Raw genomic sequence first — 20,192 nt, 5'->3', positions numbered from 1 at the left:
TAATGTCGTATAACGTACGTGAGCATAGTTATGTAGTCGGTGGCCTAGGTGTTACAGGTCAGGCTTGCGTGCGCTTTTTGTTGCAAAAGCAGGCAACGGTTAAAGCATTTGATACACGTGCTAATTTTTCTGCACCTGGTGATCTTGATACTGACATGCAAGCGTTTATGGCAGAGAAGGTCACTTGCACTGCCCTAAGCGAAGATTACTTTGATTGTGTAGACACCTTGGTATTAAGCCCGGGGCTTGCTCTGAATATTGAACAAGTGGCTTTAGCGCAAAAGTGTGGTGTTGAAGTGATCGGCGACGTGGAATTGTTCGCCCGTTTAAATGCCTCCACGAGTGGTGCTACGCCAGCTAAGCGCGTAGTAGGTATAACCGGCTCTAACGGTAAAACCACGGTTACTTTACTAGTGAACCATCTGCTCAAAAGCTGCGGCGTAAAAAGTATTGAAGCGGGTAACGTAGGCCGCCCTGTGCTTGAAGCGCTTCAAAGTGATGCAGATGTAGTGGTGATGGAGTTATCAAGTTTTCAACTTGAAACAACGTCTAGCTTGGTGCTCGAAGCTGCTACTGTCCTTAATATTTCCGATGATCACCTAGACCGTCACGGCACCCTTGAAGCCTATATCGATGCCAAGCATCGCATTTTTGATAACGCGAAATCTGCGATTGTATGGCGAGATGGTGAGCTTGTAGCGCCAGACGAGCAGATTATTGCTGACGCTAAGGGTAATGCTGCATCAAATGCAGTATCTGATGGCGAATCTAATGCCGCGTCTAATGAAGAGTCGCTAGCGTCAAAAAATATCGTTGAATATGGACTGGGAGAGTCGACCACAGGGTTTGCGATTGCGTCTTTTGACGGTGACGATAGTGCTCGTGACGATGAACAAAGTCTATATATAACGTTTAAAGGCGAAAAGCTTATAGCCCTTAGCGATATTCATTTTGCGGGCATGCACAACGTACTAAACATCATGGCTGCATTGGGTATCTGCCTTCAGCTAGGTGTTTCGCCAGCGCTCGCGGTTAAACACTTGTACAGTTTTAAATCTGCACCACATCGCTGTGTGGAAATAGCTCGTGTAAACGACATCCGTTATATCGACGATTCTAAAGCAACCAACATTGGCGCCACCGTCGCGGCCCTTGAAGGGTTAGCTCCGACTATACAAGGAAAGCTGATTCTTATTGCAGGTGGTGACGCTAAAGGTGCTGATATAGCCAGCCTCTCGCCTTATCTGACTAAATATGTCTCGCACGTGTTTGCATTGGGCAAAGATGCACACTTGTTTGAAAAGAGTTTTGCGCATACTACTCGTGTGGCAACCATGAAAGACGCCGTAAAAGCAGCAACAAGACTTGCTGCCCCTGGTGATGTTGTGCTGCTTTCGCCTGCGTGTGCAAGTTTAGATATGTTTAAGAACTATATGCATCGCGGTGATGTGTTTAAACAAGATGTACACGACCTACATAATTTACACAGTAAGGGCAAGGGCGCTGTGGGGGTTACATCATGATGACTGCCTCTACTAAACTTAGCGCGTTATTTGCCGCGAAGCACGACGGGCAGCCCTCGGCAACGCAACCCTATGATGTGACGCTGATATTAATTGCGCTTGCACTGATGAGCATTGGAGTTGTTATTGTTACCTCGGCGTCTATGCCGGTGGCCGATAGGCTGCACGACAATCCCTTCTATTTTGCTATTCGCCACGGTATTTACATTGTTGGGGCGATCGTTGCCGCTATGGTAGTGCTCAATTTGCCCATGCAGTTTTGGCGCATGACCAACCCTTATCTTCTGCTCGCGGCTATAGCGCTATTACTAGCAGTACTGGTAGTGGGAAGAACTGTAAACGGGAGCACCCGTTGGCTGGCTATTGGGCCTATCACTATTCAAGCTGCCGAGCCAGCTAAGCTCTTTTTCTTTGCATATTTGGCGGGTTATCTGGTTCGCCGCTACGAAGAAGTTACCGAAAATCTAAAAGGATTTATTAAACCCCTTGTCGTGTTCTTTGCGTTAGCGATGCTATTACTGCTACAGCCAGACTTAGGTACCGTCGTTGTGATGTTTGCAACCACAATCGGCCTGTTGTTTTTAGCGGGTGCACGACTTTGGCAGTTCTTCGCACTAGTGTTTGCAGGCATATTGGCAGTTGTAGCGCTTATCGTGTTTGAAGAATACCGAATGAAACGGGTTACCTCCTTTTTAGACCCTTGGGCTGATCCGTTTGGCGCTGGTTATCAGCTCACCCAGTCTTTAATGGCCTATGGCCGCGGTAACTGGTTCGGACAAGGCCTAGGCAATAGTTTGCAAAAACTGGAGTTCTTACCCGAAGCACACACTGACTTTGTTATGGCGATCTTAGCGGAAGAGCTGGGCTTCGTTGGTGTGCTTGCCGTACTCGGCCTAATTTTGTGGATGGTGTTGCGTGCGCTGAGCATTGGAAATAAGGCACTTGAAAAAGGGCGAGCGTTTGATGGTTACATGGCTTACAGCATAGGCATTTGGTTTAGTTTCCAAACGGCGGTAAATATTGGTGCAAGCGCCGGTATCCTGCCAACCAAAGGGCTAACACTGCCGTTAGTTAGTTACGGCGGTTCATCACTTATCATTATGTCAGTAGCGGTAGCCATATTACTTCGTATCGATTTTGAATTGAGGGTTGATGGCGTACAGGCGATTGGCCGAGGCGATAGCAAGTCCGGTAAAAGCAAAGCCCGCCGTAAAAAGCCTATTCCTACTAACGCGTCGCAATCTAAAGCGGCACATGCTGAAAGTTGGGCGAGTGCAGAGCACAAGAGCGACGAAGCTGACTTTTCTACAGTGACGGTTGAAGCTAAACCTAGCGCCAAAAGATCAAGCGCAGAAGATGAAGGAAAAGCTGGCATTAAAGCTATACTCGCGCGGATAGCGCAGGAGGCAGATAATGGCTAAGCGTTGCTTAATTATGGCTGGCGGTACAGGCGGACATGTTTTTCCAGGACTTGCAGTGGCAAACGCGCTTCGAAATGAAGGTTGGGACATTCATTGGCTAGGCACCGCCGAGCGGATGGAAGCGCAAGTTGTGCCTAAGCACGACATACCTATTCACTTTATTCCGGTAAAAGGGCTTCGTGGCAAAGGTGTTACGGCACGTCTTCAAGGTGCTGTTGCATTAGTTAAAAGCTTATTTTCTGCAAGACGAATTATAAAGCGCCTTCAACCTGATATCGTTGTCGGATTTGGTGGTTACGCTAGCGGCCCAGGCGGCGTTGCCGCAAAAAGCTTAGGTATTCCTGTGATAGTACATGAGCAAAATGCTGCTGCGGGCATGACCAATAAGCTGCTTAGTAAAATCGCAAGCCGCGTATTGCTTGGCTTTAACGATGCTAAAGAACAATTTTCAGGTGTAGGGGCTAAGGTGCATACTGTTGGCAATCCTGTCCGTGATGAAATTTGGCAGGTGAAGCCCAAATCTGTAGACATTGACACAGACGCTCGTGAAAACACCACAGAACATAAACAAGGCCTTAATTTACTTGTTGTAGGCGGCAGTTTAGGCGCGCAAATTCTCAATGAAACCGTCCCAGAAACATGCGGTGTACTCGATGGGTTATCGATAAAGCACCAGTGCGGTAAAGGTAACAGTGAAGGTGTTTCGCAGGCATATATGTCGGTGGGCGCAGATATGTCGAAAATCGATGTCAGTGATTTTATTGATGACATGGCCGCAGCTTATGAATGGGCAGACTTTGTTGTCTGTAGAGCCGGTGCGCTTACGGTAAGTGAAGTTGCAGCTGCCGGACGCGCGGCGATTTTCGTACCGCTACCTTTTGCGGTTGACGATCATCAAACAAAAAATGCGCAGTCGTTAGTAAAGCAAAATGCGGCATTAATGATCGCTCAATCAGTTTTAAAAGAAAATTTAGGGCAGGCGGTGCGTCAGTGGTTACAACACCCTGAAGACTGCTTAAAGATGGGCGCTGTAGCAAAAACATGTGCAAGCACTCATGCCACGGAACATGTAGTAAGCCACGTTAAAAGCGTGGTAGGAGTAGGGGACTAATGGTTTTTAAAACCCCATTTGAAAGCCCGCAAATGCGCAGGGTGAAAAATATATTCTTTATTGGTATCGGCGGTGCCGGTATGGGTGGTATTGCCGAAGTATTACTGAACGAAGGTTATGCTATTGCTGGCTCTGACATTCAAGAAGGGCCAATGACACAGCGCTTAAGCGAATTAGGTGCTGATGTGAAAATAGGCCACCGTGCGGAAAATGTCGAAGGCATGGACGTTATTGTGGTGTCTAGCGCTATCAATGAGCAAAATCCAGAGATTATTGTTGCTCGTGAAAAGCGCATTCCAATTATTCGCCGTGCAGAAATGCTGGCAGAATTGATGCGATTCCGCCACGGTATTGCGGTGGCGGGTACCCACGGCAAAACTACCACAACCAGTTTAATTTCAACGATTTTCGCAGAAGCGGAGTATGACCCTACGTTTGTTATCGGCGGTTTGCTTAACAGTGCTGGTACGAATGCGCGTTTGGGTAAAAGCCGTTATCTAATCGCAGAGGCTGACGAGAGCGATGCGTCGTTTCTTCATTTGCAGCCAATGGTTTCTGTGGTGACCAACATTGAAGCTGACCATATGGATACTTATGGTGGCGACTTCTCAAAGGTGAAAGATACCTTTGTTGATTTCTTGTCGAACCTACCGTTTTATGGTCAAGCCATCGTGTGCGGTGACGATGCAAATATCCAAGAAATTCGCCCTCGTATAGGTCGAAGCATTCTTACCTATGGTTTTGAATCACATAATGACTATCGCGCAGAAAATGTTTCTCTGTCATTCGGTAAAGCGAATTTTACGGTCATTCGCCCAGAACGCGAACCGCTAGATATAACGTTGAACCTCACCGGTAACCACAATGTGCTAAATGCCCTTGCTGCTATCGCTGTCGCAACAGATGAAGGTGTAGATGACGACGCTATCATTCGCGCATTAGCCAGCTTTGGTGGAATAGGTCGTCGTTTCGAGCAGTTAGGTACGTTTAATACCAGCAAAGGTGAGGTGTGTTTGGTGGATGATTATGGTCACCACCCGACGGAAGTAAGGGCGACTATCGCTGCGGCTCGTGCAAACTGGCCTGATAAGCGCTTAGTAATGGTTTATCAACCACATCGCTTTACGCGAACCCGCGACCTTTACGAGGACTTTGTTGAAGTACTGTCGAGTGTTGATGCCTTGTTGCTTCTGGATGTATATGCTGCCAGTGAACAACCTATTGAAGGCGCTGACAGTAAAGCGCTATGCCGTTCCATTCGTCAGCGCGGTCAAATAGAGCCTGTATACGTAGGTGACAAAGACGCCTTACCAGCTATTTTGGCGAATATCATGCAAGATGGCGACATCGTTATGACCCAAGGGGCGGGTAACATCGGACAAATTGCTAAGCTCTTAGCTCGTCACGCGCTAGAGCCGATCACACTTGCAAAGGAAGGGGAATAAGATGTTTACACCTTCAGTAAGTATTCACTCACAGAAAACCCACTCGCCGAACGAGTATGGCAAAGTAGCTGTGCTGCTCGGCGGTGACTCTGCTGAACGGGAAGTATCGCTTAATTCGGGCAATGCGGTGTTAAATGCATTGTTACGACAAGGCGTAGATGCGTTTGCGTTTGACCCAGCAGAGCGACCTCTGACCGACCTTATCGACCTCAACGTTGATAGAGCACTAATTATGCTGCACGGTCGCGGTGGTGAAGATGGCTCTATGCAAGGAGCCCTTCAGTTCCTAAAAATCCCCTACACGGGAAGCCGAGTTTTAGGTTCTGCGCTGGCAATGGACAAAATTCATACTAAGCAAGTGTGGCAAAGTTTAGGCTTACCCACTGCAAAATATGAAATTGCTGATAAAAGGCACTTTGAAGCTGGTAAGTGCAGCGCTATAATGGATAAATTGGGGAATGAAGTCATGGTAAAACCGGCCAGAGAAGGGTCGAGTATTGGCATGGCGAGAGTGACAAGCGCTAAACAGCTCGAAACTGCCATTCAGGACGCCTTTAAATACGATAATCAAGTCCTGTTGGAGCAGTATATAGATGGCCCCGAATTCACTGTTTCTGTATTGCAGGGACAGGCGTTGCCGTCTATTCGCATGTCTACTCCACATACATTCTATGATTATGCTGCGAAATATCAGGATAATACAACAGAATACTATTGCCCAAGCGGCTTGTCTGAAGAGCAAGAAGCACAGCTATCAAAACTAGCATCCCGTGCTTTTGATGCTATTTCTGGCAGCGGCTGGGGTAGAATTGACGTTATGCAGGACAACCAAAGGCAATTTTATTTGCTAGAGGCGAACACAGTGCCTGGCATGACAGAAAAAAGTTTGGTGCCGAAGGCAGCCAAAGTTGCAGGACTAACTTTTGATGAACTGGTATTAAGTATTCTTTCTACCAGTTTTGATGACGTTGCAAACAAGGCGTAAACGTGGCTGATACCAACACTAATCAAGGTAAGCCCGCTTCTGCAAAGAGTGGCAAAAGTAAAACGGCAGTCTGGGGCGGCGTCGCTTTCTTACTGTTTGTTATTGCTGGATTAGTGTTTGGTGGGCTTAAAGCAAACCAGTATTTGCAGGATGAACAGCAAATGCCGGTACAGGTTATCGATTTTTCTGGTGATTATCAGCACATCGATATTACCAAGCTAGAGCGGTTAATACGCAAGGCGCAGCCTGGAAGCTTTTTCGCGCTTGATGTCAACGAAGTATTTGAGCTTGTTGAAGCGCAGCCTTGGGTTTATCGCGCGTCAGTAAGAAAAAAGTGGCCAAATACGTTAAAAATTTATTTGGTTGAGCAGCAGCCGGTTGCGCAATGGAATGAAGATTTGTTGTTAAACCCTTATGGCGATACGTTTAACGACGAAGGCGTGAAGTTAGACTTACCGCGCCTTTACGGCCCGGGTGGTAGCGAAAAAACCGCCCTTGAAGGCTACAACGCCATGCACGCGTTGATTGCGACGACGGATATGACGTTAGACGAGCTGTCCTTAAGCGAGCGATTTGCATGGCAAGTGCAGTTGAAAAACGGCATTAAATTGAATTTAGGACGTCAGGAGTTTATCGATAGGCTACAACGCTTTATTGATGTTTATCCACTTCTGGCGCAACAAGAGAAGGCGGTGAAATACGTCGACCTTCGCTATGACACGGGCGTAGCAGTCGGATGGAAAGACGACAGCGCCACAGATGAAGAGAGTTAAGGAAACCATGTCAAAACCTGCTGAACGCAATTTGATTGTAGGACTAGATATCGGCACCAGCCAAGTAAAGGCCGTGGTGGGTGAATTACTAGAAGATGATCAAATCAGTATTGTTGGCGTGGGCACCCATGCATCGAAAGGCATGGATAAGGGCGGCGTTAACGATTTGAACCTGGTGGTTAAATCAGTCCAGCGTGCTGTAAACGAGATGGAGTTAATGGCAGATTGCCGTGTGTCTTCAGTTTTTATGTCTATCTCGGGACGACACGTTAAGTGCCAAAATGAAAATGGCATGGTACCGATTAACAATCAGGAAGTAACACAAGAAGACGTAGATAACGTTATTCATGCAGCGCGTAGTGTGCCAATTGCAGCGGAACGTCGTTTACTACACGTGTTACCACAAGAATTTACTATTGATGTGCAGGAAGGGATTAAGAACCCTATCGGTATGTCAGGAGTAAGAATGGAAGCGGATGCTCACATTATTACCTGTGCCGACGATATGGCGAAAAACATGGTGAAATGTGTTGAGCGTTGTGAACTTAATGCCGATCAGCTGATCTTTTCAGCGTTGGCATCAAGTTATGCGGTACTGACTGACGACGAGCGCGAGCTTGGCGTATGCGTGGTTGATATCGGTGGTGGTACTATGGATATGGTTATCTACACTGATGGCGCTATTCGCCACACGGCGGTAATACCGGTTGCGGGTAATCAAATTACCAGCGACATCGCTAAAATATTTAGAACGCCTATTAGCAATGCAGAAGAAATTAAGGTGAATTACGCCTGTGCATTGAAAGATATGGTGAGTATGGAAGACAGCATTGAAGTACCTAGCGTAGGTGGACGCCCAGCTAGAGTGATGTCTCGCCATACGTTAGCTGAGGTTATAGAACCTCGCTATCAAGAGCTTTTTGAGCTGGTACATGATGAAATTCGTGCCAGCGGTCTGGAAGAGCAAATCGCAGCAGGTCTTGTACTTACTGGCGGTACCGCTAAGATGGAAGGAGCTGTGGAATTTGCCGAAGAACTTTTCCAGATGCCCGTGCGCGTGGGCAAACCCATCAACGTAAAAGGCTTGTCCGAATATGTTGATGATGCTGGCTTTGCGACAGTCGTAGGACTGCTGCAATATGGCAAAGTACAATCTGATAATAAGAAGTCCAGTACGCAGAAGACCGGTGAAAGTTTATTTCATCGAGTGCAAAGCTGGTTTAAAGGTGAATTTTAATTTTATTTTGGGGGCGCTATAGCTACGGCATCAAGGCTAGCAGGAAGCAATTAGCCTAAGGGAATGACCTGGCGTAGTGTTTAAAAAGACGTACAACCGGAGAGTAAGTATGTTCGAATTAATGGATAGTCACGGCGAAGAAGCCGTAATCAAAGTCATCGGTGTCGGTGGCGGCGGCGGCAATGCCGTTGAGCACATGGTGTCTCAAAGCATTGAAGGCGTGGAATTTATTGCAGTTAACACCGATGCACAGGTGCTTCGTAGCTCAAGTGCCGACGTTACACTTCAAATTGGCTCAAGTGTAACGAAAGGGTTAGGTGCGGGTGCTGATCCGAACATTGGTCGAGAAGCAGCACAAGAAGACAGAGAAACCATTCGTCAGGCGCTAGACGGTGCAGATATGGTTTTCATCACTGCCGGTATGGGTGGTGGTACAGGTACGGGTGCAGCGCCAGAAGTGGCGAAGATTGCACGTGAAATGGGTATTCTTACGGTAGCTGTGGTAACTAAGCCATTCCCATTTGAAGGTAAAAAGCGTACTTCGTTTGCGGAACAGGGCATTGTCGAACTGTCTAACAACGTTGACTCGCTAATTACCATTCCAAACGAAAAACTACTTAAAGTAATGGGTCCGGGCACGCCGCTTCTTCAAGCGTTTAGCGCAGCAAATGACGTATTACGCGGTGCAGTTCAAGGTATTGCCGAGCTTATCACCCGCCCTGGCCTTATCAACGTTGACTTTGCAGACGTACGTACTGTTATGTCTGAAATGGGTAAAGCCATGATGGGTAGTGGTGCTGCAAGCGGTCCTGATCGTGCAGAAGAAGCTGCTGAAGCAGCGATTGCTAGCCCGCTTCTTGAAGATATCGATTTGTCAGGTGCGCGCGGTATTCTTGTGAATATTACGGCAGGTCCAGATTTCGCTATTGACGAGTTCGAGACTGTAGGTAACGCCGTTAAAGCGTTTGCTTCAGAGAACGCCACAGTGGTTGTTGGTACGGTTATCGATATGGAAATGACAGACGAGCTTCGCGTAACGGTTGTTGCAACCGGTATTGGCGCAGAGCGCAAGCCTGACATTTCGCTAGTTAGCTCTGAAGGTTCTCGTCTAACTCAGCCTGCAAAAGAATACGGTAACACGCAATCAAGTGAGCCACGTTCTGCAGTAGGCGGTACAGAGGGCAACCAGGCGCTAAAAGCTGATGATAGTGCGCAGCCAGACAACGATTTGGAATATTTAGATATTCCTGCGTTTCTTCGTAAGCAGGCAGACTAATTTAGCTGCCTGAAACGGAAGGGAATTATTTTGCGTTTGTGATGTCTTACCTAGTAAGGTGTATTTACACAACGTGAAAAATTTCGCGTGGATAGGTTGATTAAATACGTAATCTGACAGAGTTAAATCCGTCAGATCGGGTGTTTTTTGACATGTGAGTAATAACTCACTATAATTCGCGCCCGCTTTTTTAATAGGTAAAAGCTTAAGCAGATGATTAGACAACGTACAATCAAGCAATCGGTACAAGAGACCGGAATTGGGCTTCATAAAGGGGAAAAGGTCACAATGACTCTCCGACCTGCGCCAGCAAACACGGGTATCGTGTTTAGGCGTGTTGACCTTGAACCACATGTTGACATACCTTCGCGTGCGAACGCGGTAGGTAATACCATGCTGTGTACGTGCCTGAACAACGAAGACGGTGTAACTATCCAAACGGTAGAGCACTTAGCGTCTGCACTTGCAGGTTTAGGTATCGATAACATTATTGTTGAAGTAGACAGTAACGAGCTGCCAATTATGGACGGAAGTGCTAGCCCGTTCGTATTCTTACTTCAATCTGCCGGTATCGAAGAGCTAAACGCGCCTAAGCAATTTATTCGTATTAAAAAGCCAGTTCGTGTAGAAGATGGCGATAAGTGGGCCGAATTAGTGCCTTATGATGGTTTCCGCGTTGATTTCCAAATTGACTTTGATCATCCTGTGATCAGTCAAACTCGTCAGCATATGGTGATGGATTTTGATTCATGCTCATATGTGAACGAAGTAAGTCGTGCCCGTACCTTCGGCTTTATGCGTGACTTAGAGTATATGAACGCTAACAACCTAGCGTTAGGTGGCAGCATGGAAAATGCTGTAGCGCTAGACGAATTCCGCGTGCTTAATCCTGAAGGGTTACGTTACGACGATGAATTCTTAAAGCACAAGATTTTGGATGCTATTGGTGACTTGTACCTTGGCGGCCACAGTCTAATTGGTGAATTGCGTGCGTACAAAACAGGCCATGGTCTGAACAATAAGCTATTAAACGCAGTACTTGCGCAAAAGGAGTGTTGGGAGTTCGTGACCTACGACTCGCAGGAAACGGCACCAATTCGTTATGCTCAACCCGCGTTAGCGTAAAAATTTGAAAAGCCGCCTAACGGGCGGCTTTTTTTCATATGGCAATTACTGAAATAAATGATACAGTAGCCGAATAATTAATATAAATTTCACCCATGTGACATAAAAACTATAGGTCGAAGGTTGTCGCCTTTGGCTAAAAACACATTCATCGTGGTATGAAGTGGTATGAAAAAAAGTGGCGTGAAAAAGCAACATTCTTCGTGGTATGAAACTAACAATTACACTTGCAGGTAAAAATAAACGCTACAGACACAGTATTAGTGTCCGTACGCTCGTGAGCGCAACCGTGCTCTCGTCTATTTTTATGCTAGTGTCGAGCCGGTCAACAGAATCGGTCTCTGAAGATGTTGCTCGTGTTCGTTTAGCGCAAACTGAAGTCAGCGAAAAACAGAAAGACGTTGAAGCGCTAAAACAGCAAACCACAATAAAATTAAAAGCTTTGCTTTCTCACGTTGCAGAGCTATCTGCGCAAGCTACCCTGCTGGACGAGAAAGGTAAGCAAATTGCAACAGAATTAGGTATGTCAGCGACTGACCTGGACGCTTTCGTACCGGTATCGATACCGGATAACCTTCAAGACGATCCCATCCTTCACGAAATAGCCAAACTAGAGCAATCACTCGATTTAAAGTCTCAACAGTTGTCTATGCTTGAAAGTTTGGTCAGGGGTCACCATATCAACGAACAGAGCCAATTATCTGGTCGTCCGATAAAGTCAGGGTGGTTGTCTTCTTATTATGGTATGCGGGCCGACCCGTTTACCGGCGAACCAACCATGCATAAAGGGTTGGACTTCGCAGGTAAAGCTGGGGAAAACGTGGTGGCAACTGCTGCAGGTATTGTTACCTGGGCAGGAGAGCGCTACGGCTATGGCCAACTAGTAGAAATTGATCACGGTGATGGCTATGTTACCCGCTATGGGCATAACGACACCCTTACTGTTTCAATAGGCGATGTGGTAACTAAAGGGGAACCTATCGCGAAAATGGGCAATACGGGGCGCTCTACGGGCGTTCATGTTCACTACGAAGTAATAAGAAACGGAAAACAAGTCGATCCTCTGCCTTTTGTCTACAAAAAGTAGCATAGGTAGCAGCCAGGTAATTCTCGTAGACGGTGCCTTTATTTATTAAAAGTCACCTAAAACGAAGAAGCATAATTTTAGAACATCGCAAAACACAACGTGGTTACCGTTGTGTTTTATACGTTTAATTTAGCTGTGCACATTGTGCGGCGCCTCGACAAGTAGTGGAATAATAAAGCTAATGTTTTCAAGCATCCTTCGAAAAGTATTCGGTAGCAGAAACGACCGACTATTAAAAAAATTACGCAAAAACGTAGATGCCATCAATGCACTGGAAGCAGAATTTGAAAAGCTTTCCGATGAGGCGCTAAAGGCTAAGACAGACGAATTTAAAGCGCGCATTGAAAAGGGTGAAACCCTTGACGATATTCTTGTAGAAGCCTTCGCTACCGTGCGTGAAGCAAGTAAACGGGTTTACGGTATGCGTCACTTCGACGTGCAGATGCTAGGCGGTCAAGTACTTCACCAAGGTAAAATTTCAGAAATGCGCACGGGTGAAGGTAAGACGCTTACTGCTACCTTGCCAACTTACCTTAATGCTTTGTCTGGCAAAGGAGTTCACGTTGTTACTGTGAACGATTACCTTGCACGTCGTGATGCTGAGTGGAGTAACCAGTTATTTACATACCTAGGTATGCGCGTTGGCTGTAACGTGCCTGGTATGTCGCCGCAGCAAAAGCGTGAAGCTTATCAAGCTGACGTAACCTATGGTACGAACAACGAATTTGGTTTTGACTACCTTCGTGACAATATGGCATTTAGCCCACAAGATCGCGTACAGCGCCCGCTTAACTATGCGGTAGTGGATGAAGTTGACTCAATTCTTATCGACGAAGCCCGTACACCACTTATTATTTCTGGTCAGGCTGAAGATAGCTCAGAGCTGTATCGCCGTATCAACACCATTATTCCTAAACTTGTTCAGCAAGAAAAAGAAGATGAAGAAGGTCAAGAGGGCGATGGTGACTACACGATTGACCTTAAGGCAAAACAAATTCATCTTACCGAGCGCGGTCAAATTCACGTTGAGGAAATTCTTCAACAAGAGGGCATGCTACCTGAAGGCGAGTCGCTGTTTGCTGCAGGTAATATTTCACTACTTCATCATATTAACGCTGCGCTTCGTGCACACAAGTTGTTTGCTAAAGACGTAGACTACATCGTTAAAGAAGATCAAATCGTTATTGTTGACGAGCATACGGGTCGTACGATGGAAGGCCGTCGCTGGTCTGAAGGTCTGCACCAAGCTGTAGAAGCGAAAGAAGGGGTTCGTATTCAAAACGAAAACCAAACCCTTGCGTCAATTACCTTCCAGAATTACTTCCGCTTGTATAACAAGCTTGCGGGTATGACAGGTACAGCAGATACAGAAGCCTTCGAATTTAACCATATTTACGGCTTAGAAACGGTAGTTATTCCGACAAACCGTCCTATGCAGCGTAAAGATATGGCTGACCTCATCTACCTAACGGCAGAAGAAAAATACGAAGCCATTGTTGAAGACATTAAAGAGTGCGTTAAACGCGGTCAACCTACGCTTGTAGGTACAGTATCTATCGAGAATTCAGAACTCATTTCTCGCATTCTTAAGAAGTCGAAAATTCCTCACAAGGTACTAAACGCTAAGTTCCACGAACACGAAGCAGATATCGTTGCTCAGGCTGGTAAGCCAGGCGCTGTTACGATTGCGACTAACATGGCAGGTCGTGGTACCGATATCGTGTTAGGTGGTAACTGGCAGGCAGAAGTAGAGAAGATTGAAAATCCAACTGACGCGCAAATCGAGAAGATCAAAGCTGAATGGAAAGAAAGCCATGACGCTGTGCTTGCCTCAGGTGGTTTACACATTATTGGTACAGAGCGTCACGAGTCTCGCCGTATTGATAACCAGCTTCGCGGTCGTTCGGGCCGTCAGGGTGACCCGGGTTCAAGCCGTTTCTACCTTTCATTAGACGACGCACTTATGCGTATCTTTGCCTCTGAAAAAATGGGCAACATGATGAAGCGTTTGGGCATGGAGCGCGGTGAAGCCATTGAGCATCCGTGGGTAACTCGCGCCATTGAAAATGCACAGCGAAAAGTAGAAGGTCGTAACTTCGACATTCGTAAGCAGTTGCTTGAATACGATGATGTGGCTAACGACCAGCGTAAAGTTATTTACGAACAGCGTAATGAACTTCTTGATGAAGGTGATATTAGCGAGACTATCGCAGCTATTCGTGAAGATGTTATTTCAAGTGTTGTCGATGAGTACATTCCGCCACAGTCTCTTGAAGAAATGTGGGATGTAAGCGGACTTGAAGAGCGCATGCGTGCCGATTTCGCCGTAGACTTACCAATCAAGACCTGGCTTGAAAATGACGACAAACTTTACGAAGAGAAGCTTCGAGAGCGCATTCTTGGTGAAGTCGTTGATGCCTACAAGCAGAAAGAAGCGGTAGTGGGTGAGCAGGTACTGCGCCAGTTTGAAAAAGCGGTAATGCTACAAAACCTAGACAGCCATTGGAAAGAGCATTTGGCGGCAATGGATCACCTGCGCCAAGGTATTCATTTACGCGGCTATGCGCAGAAAAATCCTAAGCAAGAATACAAGCGTGAGTCGTTTGCCTTGTTCTCACAAATGTTAGAAGCGCTTAAAGTTGAAGTGATCACTATTCTTGCGCGTGTAAAAGTACAAGCTGAAGAAGACGTGCAAAAAGTAGAAGAACAGCGTCGTCAAGCTGACGATGTGCCTAAGAACTTCGAGCATGAAGAAGCGAACGCAACGCCAGAAGAGGCAAGTGACAAAGTACGTACACAAGTTCGCGAAGGTGCGAAAGTAGGCCGTAACGACCCATGTCCTTGTGGCTCGGGTAAAAAGTATAAGCAGTGTCACGGCAAGCTTAAGTAATGAAAGTGGTACACGTTGCCGTGGGCGTTATCGCCCGCGGCGATGAAATATTCATTACTCTTCGCCCTGACAATGTTCATCAGGGCGGAAAATGGGAATTTCCTGGCGGCAAAGTAGAAGAGGGTGAGACCGTTCTACAGGCGCTGAAGCGAGAGCTTGCTGAAGAAGTTGGGATTATTGTGAACCGCAGCGAGCCGGTAATAGTGATAACCCATGATTACGGCGACAAGCAAGTTAAACTAGATGTTCATCGTGTCTATGACTTTGCTGGAGAACCTCATGGTAAAGAGGGACAGCAGTCTCAATGGGTGAACGTGCAGGCGCTTAACGCAGCAGACTTTCCGGCAGCTAACGTTCCTATCATTAGTGCACTGCAGTGAATGCGATCTAAATAGCAACAAACCAAAGCGGCCAATGGCCGCTTTTTTATTATACCTAAGTATAAACTACTCATTTTCAAACATTTTCTTTTCGAAAAAAAATCATGCCTCTTACCAGGTTCTTAGACTTTTGTACTTTGACAAAATTGCCATTCTCGCCTTGCACACCTTCTGTTATATAAGCTTTTGTTTTTATACAGTAATAGTTATTAGTGTCATTTATGACATTGGTGACATTTTGTGGTTGGCAGGTGTAAGCGGTTGCGTTGGGTACTTATATTCATATAAACGTATTCGAGTTTATACTTAAAGGGGGCGAACTTTAACCGATATTTAATTCGTGCATTACCAGCCGTTTACATATCGAGGTTAATTATGGCGCTCAAAAAAACATCAGACCCAGTCGCTGCACCCACCGTTCAAGTGGATGCGAAAATGAGAAAAGAAGCTGAAGAGCAGCGCCGAAAAGCTCGAACGCTGGCAAGGCAACAGCAAGCCGCGGAGCGCGTAGCGTCGGCTACGACTGAACTAGTCAGCGGTGTAAATCAAGCTTCCAGTGCTACCGACCAATTGTCAACCGCGGTAAACGAGATAGCGGCGGGGGCTGAGGAATCAAGCAGTGCCAGCCAAGAAAGTTTAGCGGCTGTAACGCAAATATCGGGCGGCCTAGTTGCGCAGCTTGAGTTAGCGGGCGCAACCATGGATAAAACTAATGAGCTTCAAACGTATTTGGAACGCGTGGTCGGAGATCTAGGCACCATGATGACCAGTGTTAAGACTGCTTCAGAACACCAATCGCGTTCGGTCGTGATGATGAGCGAGTTAGAACAACAAGCATCTAACATTGGCGAGGCTGTTAAACAAGTCACTCGTATTGCTGATCAAACCAATCTTCTCGCCCTTAATGCTGCTATCGAAGCCGGCCGAGCCGGTAAACATGGTAAAGGTTTTGCTGTAGTGGCTGACACGGTTCGTGCTCTTGCGGAAGTGTCTGACAAAAGCGCCGCTGACATTGCCAAGCAAATCGAAAAAATTCAGGAACAATCAAACCGAGTATCCGATGCAGTTAAGTCGTCTTCCGAAGCCGCACTCGAGGAAGTAACAAAAGGTGAGGCTGTCACCGAGCAGTTAGTCACTATCAAAGATGATATGAAGTCGATTGCAGATGGCGCGGATGAGCTACAAGCGCAAGTTAAATCCATGGATGCCGCAGCCAAAGAAATTCAGCAAGGTTCAGAAGCCATCTCTTGCGCAGCAGATGAACAATCTACGGCAGCGCAAGAAGTATCTTCCAACGTATCTGAGCAGAGCGTTGCATTATCGCAGGCGGAACAAGCTGCGCAGTCGCTCGAACTTATAACCGAAGAGCTTAAAAACAGTACTGATATTAATAAAAGTGCAGAAGAGGTCGCGTCCTCTGCAGAAGAATTATCAGCGACACTAGAAGAGATTAATCGCTCATCTGGCGAAATAATGACTGCTCTTACACAGGTCAACAACGGGTCGCAACAAGCAGCGAGTTCGGTAGACCAAGCTGTTGGTAATATTGACTTATTGCGTGAGGGCGTTGATAAGGCGTCGTCTCAGTGCGATGTAGCTCTAGAGAAAGGTAATGCAATAAAGGAACTCTTGAAAGAGAACCGCGCGCTTATCGAAGGCATGGTAAGTGGCATTAACTTGGCTCTTGAAACGAGTAAAGAGAACGTAAGCGCCATTAATGAAATGGAAACCATGACACGTCAAATCGACAAGGTCATTGACACCATCACAACCGTTTCGGTTAAAACCAGCATGCTGGCGGTGAATGGCGCAGTCGAAGCGGCAAGAGCGGGTGAATACGGTAAAGGATTTGCGGTTGTTTCAGCTGACATTCAAAGTTTAGCCGACGAAGCAGCTGAAAATGTGGAACAAATAAAAGACCTCATCAAAGCCATTCAAGATCAAACAGTGAGTGTAAAAACCGACCTTACCAACGTAGCCGAGAGTGCATCACGAGAAGTGATGAAGGCAGTACAAACAACCAAAGACGTAGAAAAGATAGCAGTCGATATCTCTGAGGTGGTGGAGTACAACCAAGCCATGAAAGACCGGGGTGAGGAAATTGCCGCAGGTGTTACACAAGCGCAAAAAGGCCTTGAGCAGATTGCAGCCGCCAACGAGCAGGCAAGCAGCAACTGTCAGCAAGCACTCAATGCAGCTGAGCAACAGAGTAAAGGCATGGAGATCCTTGCAAAATCTATCGAAGAAATTGCCTCGGTAGCAGATGAAATGCAAAACGGCTAACGGTTCACCTTGTCAGAGGAGTCTTTCTTATGACTGATGTTTCAAATGTAGAAAGTCCTGAAAATTTTCAGGACGACAAGAGTGACGGTGAACAGCAATTCGTTTCCTTTCTTGTGAATGAAGAGCGTTTTACCTTTCCTATGCACTCTGTAGGCGAAATAATACGTGTTCCTACCGTAGTGTCAGTGCCACTTGGACCTGCTCAAATGATTGGGTTAGCCAACCTAAGAGGTAATGTTTTACCTGTATACGATCTAAGCATGATTCTGTTGGGTGTAAGCTCACAAATTACCGATGTGACTCGCGTGGTAGTTGTAGAATCGGAACTCGGTAGCGTCGGATTTATGGTTGACAGGGTACTGAAAGTCTTTGGGGTGCCCAATGACACGGTAATTGATAAAAAATCGATGACCGAATCTATCGCCTATGAATACATGCAGGGCATTATCAAGCAAGATGACCAGCCGGTAGAACAAATACTCGATGTATCGTCTTTGGCTAGAGCACAAGCGGTAACAAAGCAGGATGGCAATACGATGCAGCTGTCGGGAATGCATCATATTGACAGCGACGACGAGATTGTTGAATCAGATGACCACAGCCTTCAGCAACTGGTTTGCTTTTCTCTTGAAGATCAAGAGTTCGCATTTCATTTACAAGATGTAGAAGAAATTGTTCGTGTACCCAATGAAATTTCCCAGCTTCCAGAAAGTGCACCATCAGTGCTAGGGCTAGTGAATTTGCGAGGTCGAATAATTCCCATCGTTGATTTAGCAAACTGCATTGGCATGGTCCATACGGAAATTAATGAGGCCTCACGTATTGTTATCGCTCAGAACAGCGAGTTCGGCAGCGTAGGGTTTGTTGTTGCCAAAGTGAGCAATGTGGTTTCCATTTCTGAAAGCGAGCTAGAGGCCGTGCCTTCTGTCTGCAATGACGGCGCTGAGTCAGGGATTCTTGAGTCAGTGTACAGAAGCGATGGCGGCAAGCGACTTGTCTCGATAATTAATTTAACCAATGTCTACAGCCGAGCGCTTATGACAGCGTTGAGTTCGCTGGATGAAGATATAAAGCAGGAGTCGCAGATGAGCGAGAATAACGATGCCGCCATCAATGAAGATGATTGCGAGCAATACGTCATATTCTGGATTAATGGTCAGGAATATGGCGTAAGCATTGATGATACCCAAGAAATAACCCGAGTACCTGAAAAGCTAGAGAGCATTCCAAGTACCCCTGATTATTTAAAAGGGATTGTAAATCTGCGCGGTACGGTGCTGCCTGTCATCGACTTAAGAAGTCGTCTAGGCATTCCAAGCAGTGAATCATCTGAACGTCAGCGAATTGTTGTGTTAACGAAGGATAAACAGCGCACTGGCTTCATTGTTGATGGCGTAGCAGAGGTAAAAACTGTGGTCAAGCAAACCATTGAAACAGCGCCTTCTTTGTCAGAAATGCAGTCTGAATTTTTAAGTCGATTAATAAAATTAAACGATGAAAAGCGCATTATTCAAATTATAGAGCCGAATGTTTTATTAAATGACAACGCTGTGGCTCAAGCGCAAACGCAGTGCTAGCTGCCTAGGCTATCTTACTTGGTTAATTAATAGGAGATGCTATGTCGGTAAAGGTCCTTGCGGTGGACGACTCTGCGTTAATGCGCAAACTCTTTACTCAATTGTTTGAAAAAGAGGGGTTTACAGTCCAGGTTGCAAGAAACGGTGAAGAAGCGCTTTCTAAAGCGGTAGAGTTTAAGCCCGATTGTATTACGCTTGATATTAACATGCCTGTGATGGACGGTATGACATGTTTGGCTTTATTAAGAAAACTATATCCATGTCCTACTATTATGGTTTCTTCGCTAACGCAAAAAGGTGCGGCTATTACTCTTGAAGCATTAGCATTAGGCGCCAGTGACTTTGTACTGAAAACAGGGGGCACTGTTAGCCGAGACATTTCTGACATAGAAACGCCGTTAATCAACAAAATAAATGCGTTAGCAAAGACGGGAAGGGCACAGCGCCCCACTATCAAAGCGCCCCCCGTCGTGAAGCAGCGTGTAGTAAGAAATAATAAAAGTACGCCCTTTGAAATTGTAATGATAGGGGTCTCGACCGGAGGACCGAGGAAACTGGAGCACCTGGTAACCAATATTTCACCCACATTTCCAGTACCCATTGTGATATCACAGCATATGCCTGCTTCGTTTACCCAAGCATTGGCCAAGCGACTCGATGGATTAAGCCCACTAAATGTTGTCGAAGTTGACTCAAGAATGGTTCTTGAAGCGGGCAAAATCTACTTAGCGAAGGGCGATGCTGATTTAGCTTTTGCTAAAGCGGGTGCGGATATTCACGTTCGACCCGTACCAGCGAGCCCTAGCTTTTTGTGGCATCCCAGTGTCGATCGTATGGTTGATAGTGCACTTAATTGTTATGAGCCACTCGCCATGCTGTGTGTACAGCTAACTGGAATGGGCAGCGATGGTGTCGCTGCAATGAGCAAAGCATACAAAGGTGGTGCTACAACGATTGCTGAGAGTGAAGCAACATCTGTTGTATTTGGTATGCCAAAAGAACTAATAGAGGCCGGCTGCGCCAGTCATGTATTAGACAGTCCTAAAATAGTGTCAAAGTTGAATGCACTTTGTCGATAA

15 protein-coding genes are annotated in these 20,192 nt (G+C 46.3%); all 15 read left to right on the top strand.

Annotated features, from left to right (window positions below):
• Window positions 1-2: 2 nt before the first annotated feature.
• The 15 genes from murD to cheB all read left to right on the top strand — a co-directional run bounded on the left by murD (window position 3) and on the right by cheB (window position 20,192).
• A complete protein-coding gene (murD, locus tag RJ41_RS06985; RefSeq protein WP_039218665.1) occupies window positions 3-1,523 on the top strand; it encodes a UDP-N-acetylmuramoyl-L-alanine--D-glutamate ligase in 1,521 nt (506 codons plus the stop codon).
• Entirely contained in the window at window positions 1,520-2,944 is a 1,425-nt protein-coding gene (gene ftsW / locus RJ41_RS06980; protein ID WP_039218663.1) for a cell division protein FtsW, read from the top strand. The genes murD and ftsW overlap by 4 nt, the downstream gene beginning before the upstream one ends.
• Window positions 2,937-4,055, top strand: a complete 1,119-nt coding sequence (gene murG / locus RJ41_RS06975) for an undecaprenyldiphospho-muramoylpentapeptide beta-N-acetylglucosaminyltransferase (protein WP_039218661.1) — start codon at window positions 2,937-2,939, stop codon at window positions 4,053-4,055. Before ftsW ends, murG begins: the two co-directional genes overlap by 8 nt.
• Window positions 4,055-5,500 (top strand): UDP-N-acetylmuramate--L-alanine ligase, encoded by a 1,446-nt coding sequence (murC, locus tag RJ41_RS06970; RefSeq protein ID WP_039218659.1) that lies wholly within the window; start codon window positions 4,055-4,057, stop codon window positions 5,498-5,500. The genes murG and murC overlap by 1 nt, the downstream gene beginning before the upstream one ends.
• A gap of 1 nt (window position 5,501) precedes the next feature.
• Window positions 5,502-6,485 (top strand): D-alanine--D-alanine ligase, encoded by a 984-nt coding sequence (locus RJ41_RS06965; protein WP_039218657.1) that lies wholly within the window; start codon window positions 5,502-5,504, stop codon window positions 6,483-6,485.
• A gap of 2 nt (window positions 6,486-6,487) precedes the next feature.
• Window positions 6,488-7,258, top strand: coding sequence for a cell division protein FtsQ/DivIB (locus tag RJ41_RS06960; protein WP_014977223.1), 771 nt, complete (start codon window positions 6,488-6,490; stop codon window positions 7,256-7,258).
• Between the two features lie 7 nt (window positions 7,259-7,265).
• Complete coding sequence (gene ftsA / locus RJ41_RS06955) at window positions 7,266-8,495, top strand: cell division protein FtsA (RefSeq protein WP_014980043.1); 1,230 nt, start codon at window positions 7,266-7,268, stop codon at window positions 8,493-8,495.
• 109 nt (window positions 8,496-8,604) lie between these two features.
• The gene (gene ftsZ, locus RJ41_RS06950; RefSeq protein WP_039218654.1) at window positions 8,605-9,771 is read left to right on the top strand and encodes a cell division protein FtsZ; all 1,167 of its coding nucleotides are present in this window, start codon (window positions 8,605-8,607) and stop codon (window positions 9,769-9,771) included.
• 213 nt (window positions 9,772-9,984) lie between these two features.
• Window positions 9,985-10,896 (top strand): UDP-3-O-acyl-N-acetylglucosamine deacetylase, encoded by a 912-nt coding sequence (gene lpxC, locus RJ41_RS06945; protein ID WP_014950423.1) that lies wholly within the window; start codon window positions 9,985-9,987, stop codon window positions 10,894-10,896.
• A 208-nt stretch (window positions 10,897-11,104) separates the two neighbouring features.
• Window positions 11,105-11,983, top strand: a complete 879-nt coding sequence (locus RJ41_RS06940; RefSeq protein WP_039218651.1) for a M23 family metallopeptidase — start codon at window positions 11,105-11,107, stop codon at window positions 11,981-11,983.
• Between the two features lie 181 nt (window positions 11,984-12,164).
• Window positions 12,165-14,873: a preprotein translocase subunit SecA gene (gene secA, locus RJ41_RS06935; protein WP_039218648.1), complete on the top strand. Its 2,709-nt coding sequence runs from the start codon at window positions 12,165-12,167 to the stop codon at window positions 14,871-14,873.
• Entirely contained in the window at window positions 14,873-15,253 is a 381-nt protein-coding gene (gene mutT, locus RJ41_RS06930; RefSeq protein ID WP_039218646.1) for an 8-oxo-dGTP diphosphatase MutT, read from the top strand. The genes secA and mutT overlap by 1 nt, the downstream gene beginning before the upstream one ends.
• A gap of 375 nt (window positions 15,254-15,628) precedes the next feature.
• Entirely contained in the window at window positions 15,629-17,536 is a 1,908-nt protein-coding gene (locus RJ41_RS06925) for a methyl-accepting chemotaxis protein (RefSeq protein ID WP_039218641.1), read from the top strand.
• Window positions 17,537-17,565: 29 nt separating this feature from the next.
• Window positions 17,566-19,113 carry a chemotaxis protein CheW gene (locus RJ41_RS06920; protein WP_039218638.1) on the top strand — a complete coding sequence of 516 codons (1,548 nt, stop codon included), beginning with the start codon at window positions 17,566-17,568 and terminating at the stop codon, window positions 19,111-19,113.
• Window positions 19,114-19,154: 41 nt separating this feature from the next.
• A complete protein-coding gene (cheB, locus tag RJ41_RS06915; RefSeq protein WP_039218634.1) occupies window positions 19,155-20,192 on the top strand; it encodes a chemotaxis-specific protein-glutamate methyltransferase CheB in 1,038 nt (345 codons plus the stop codon).

It is taken from the genome of Alteromonas marina (assembly GCF_000808575.1).
GTDB classification, from domain to species: Bacteria; Pseudomonadota; Gammaproteobacteria; order Enterobacterales; family Alteromonadaceae; genus Alteromonas; species Alteromonas marina_A.
The sequence above is the reverse complement of the archived record's forward strand: the minus strand, read 5'-3'. Positions and strand labels throughout refer to the sequence as shown.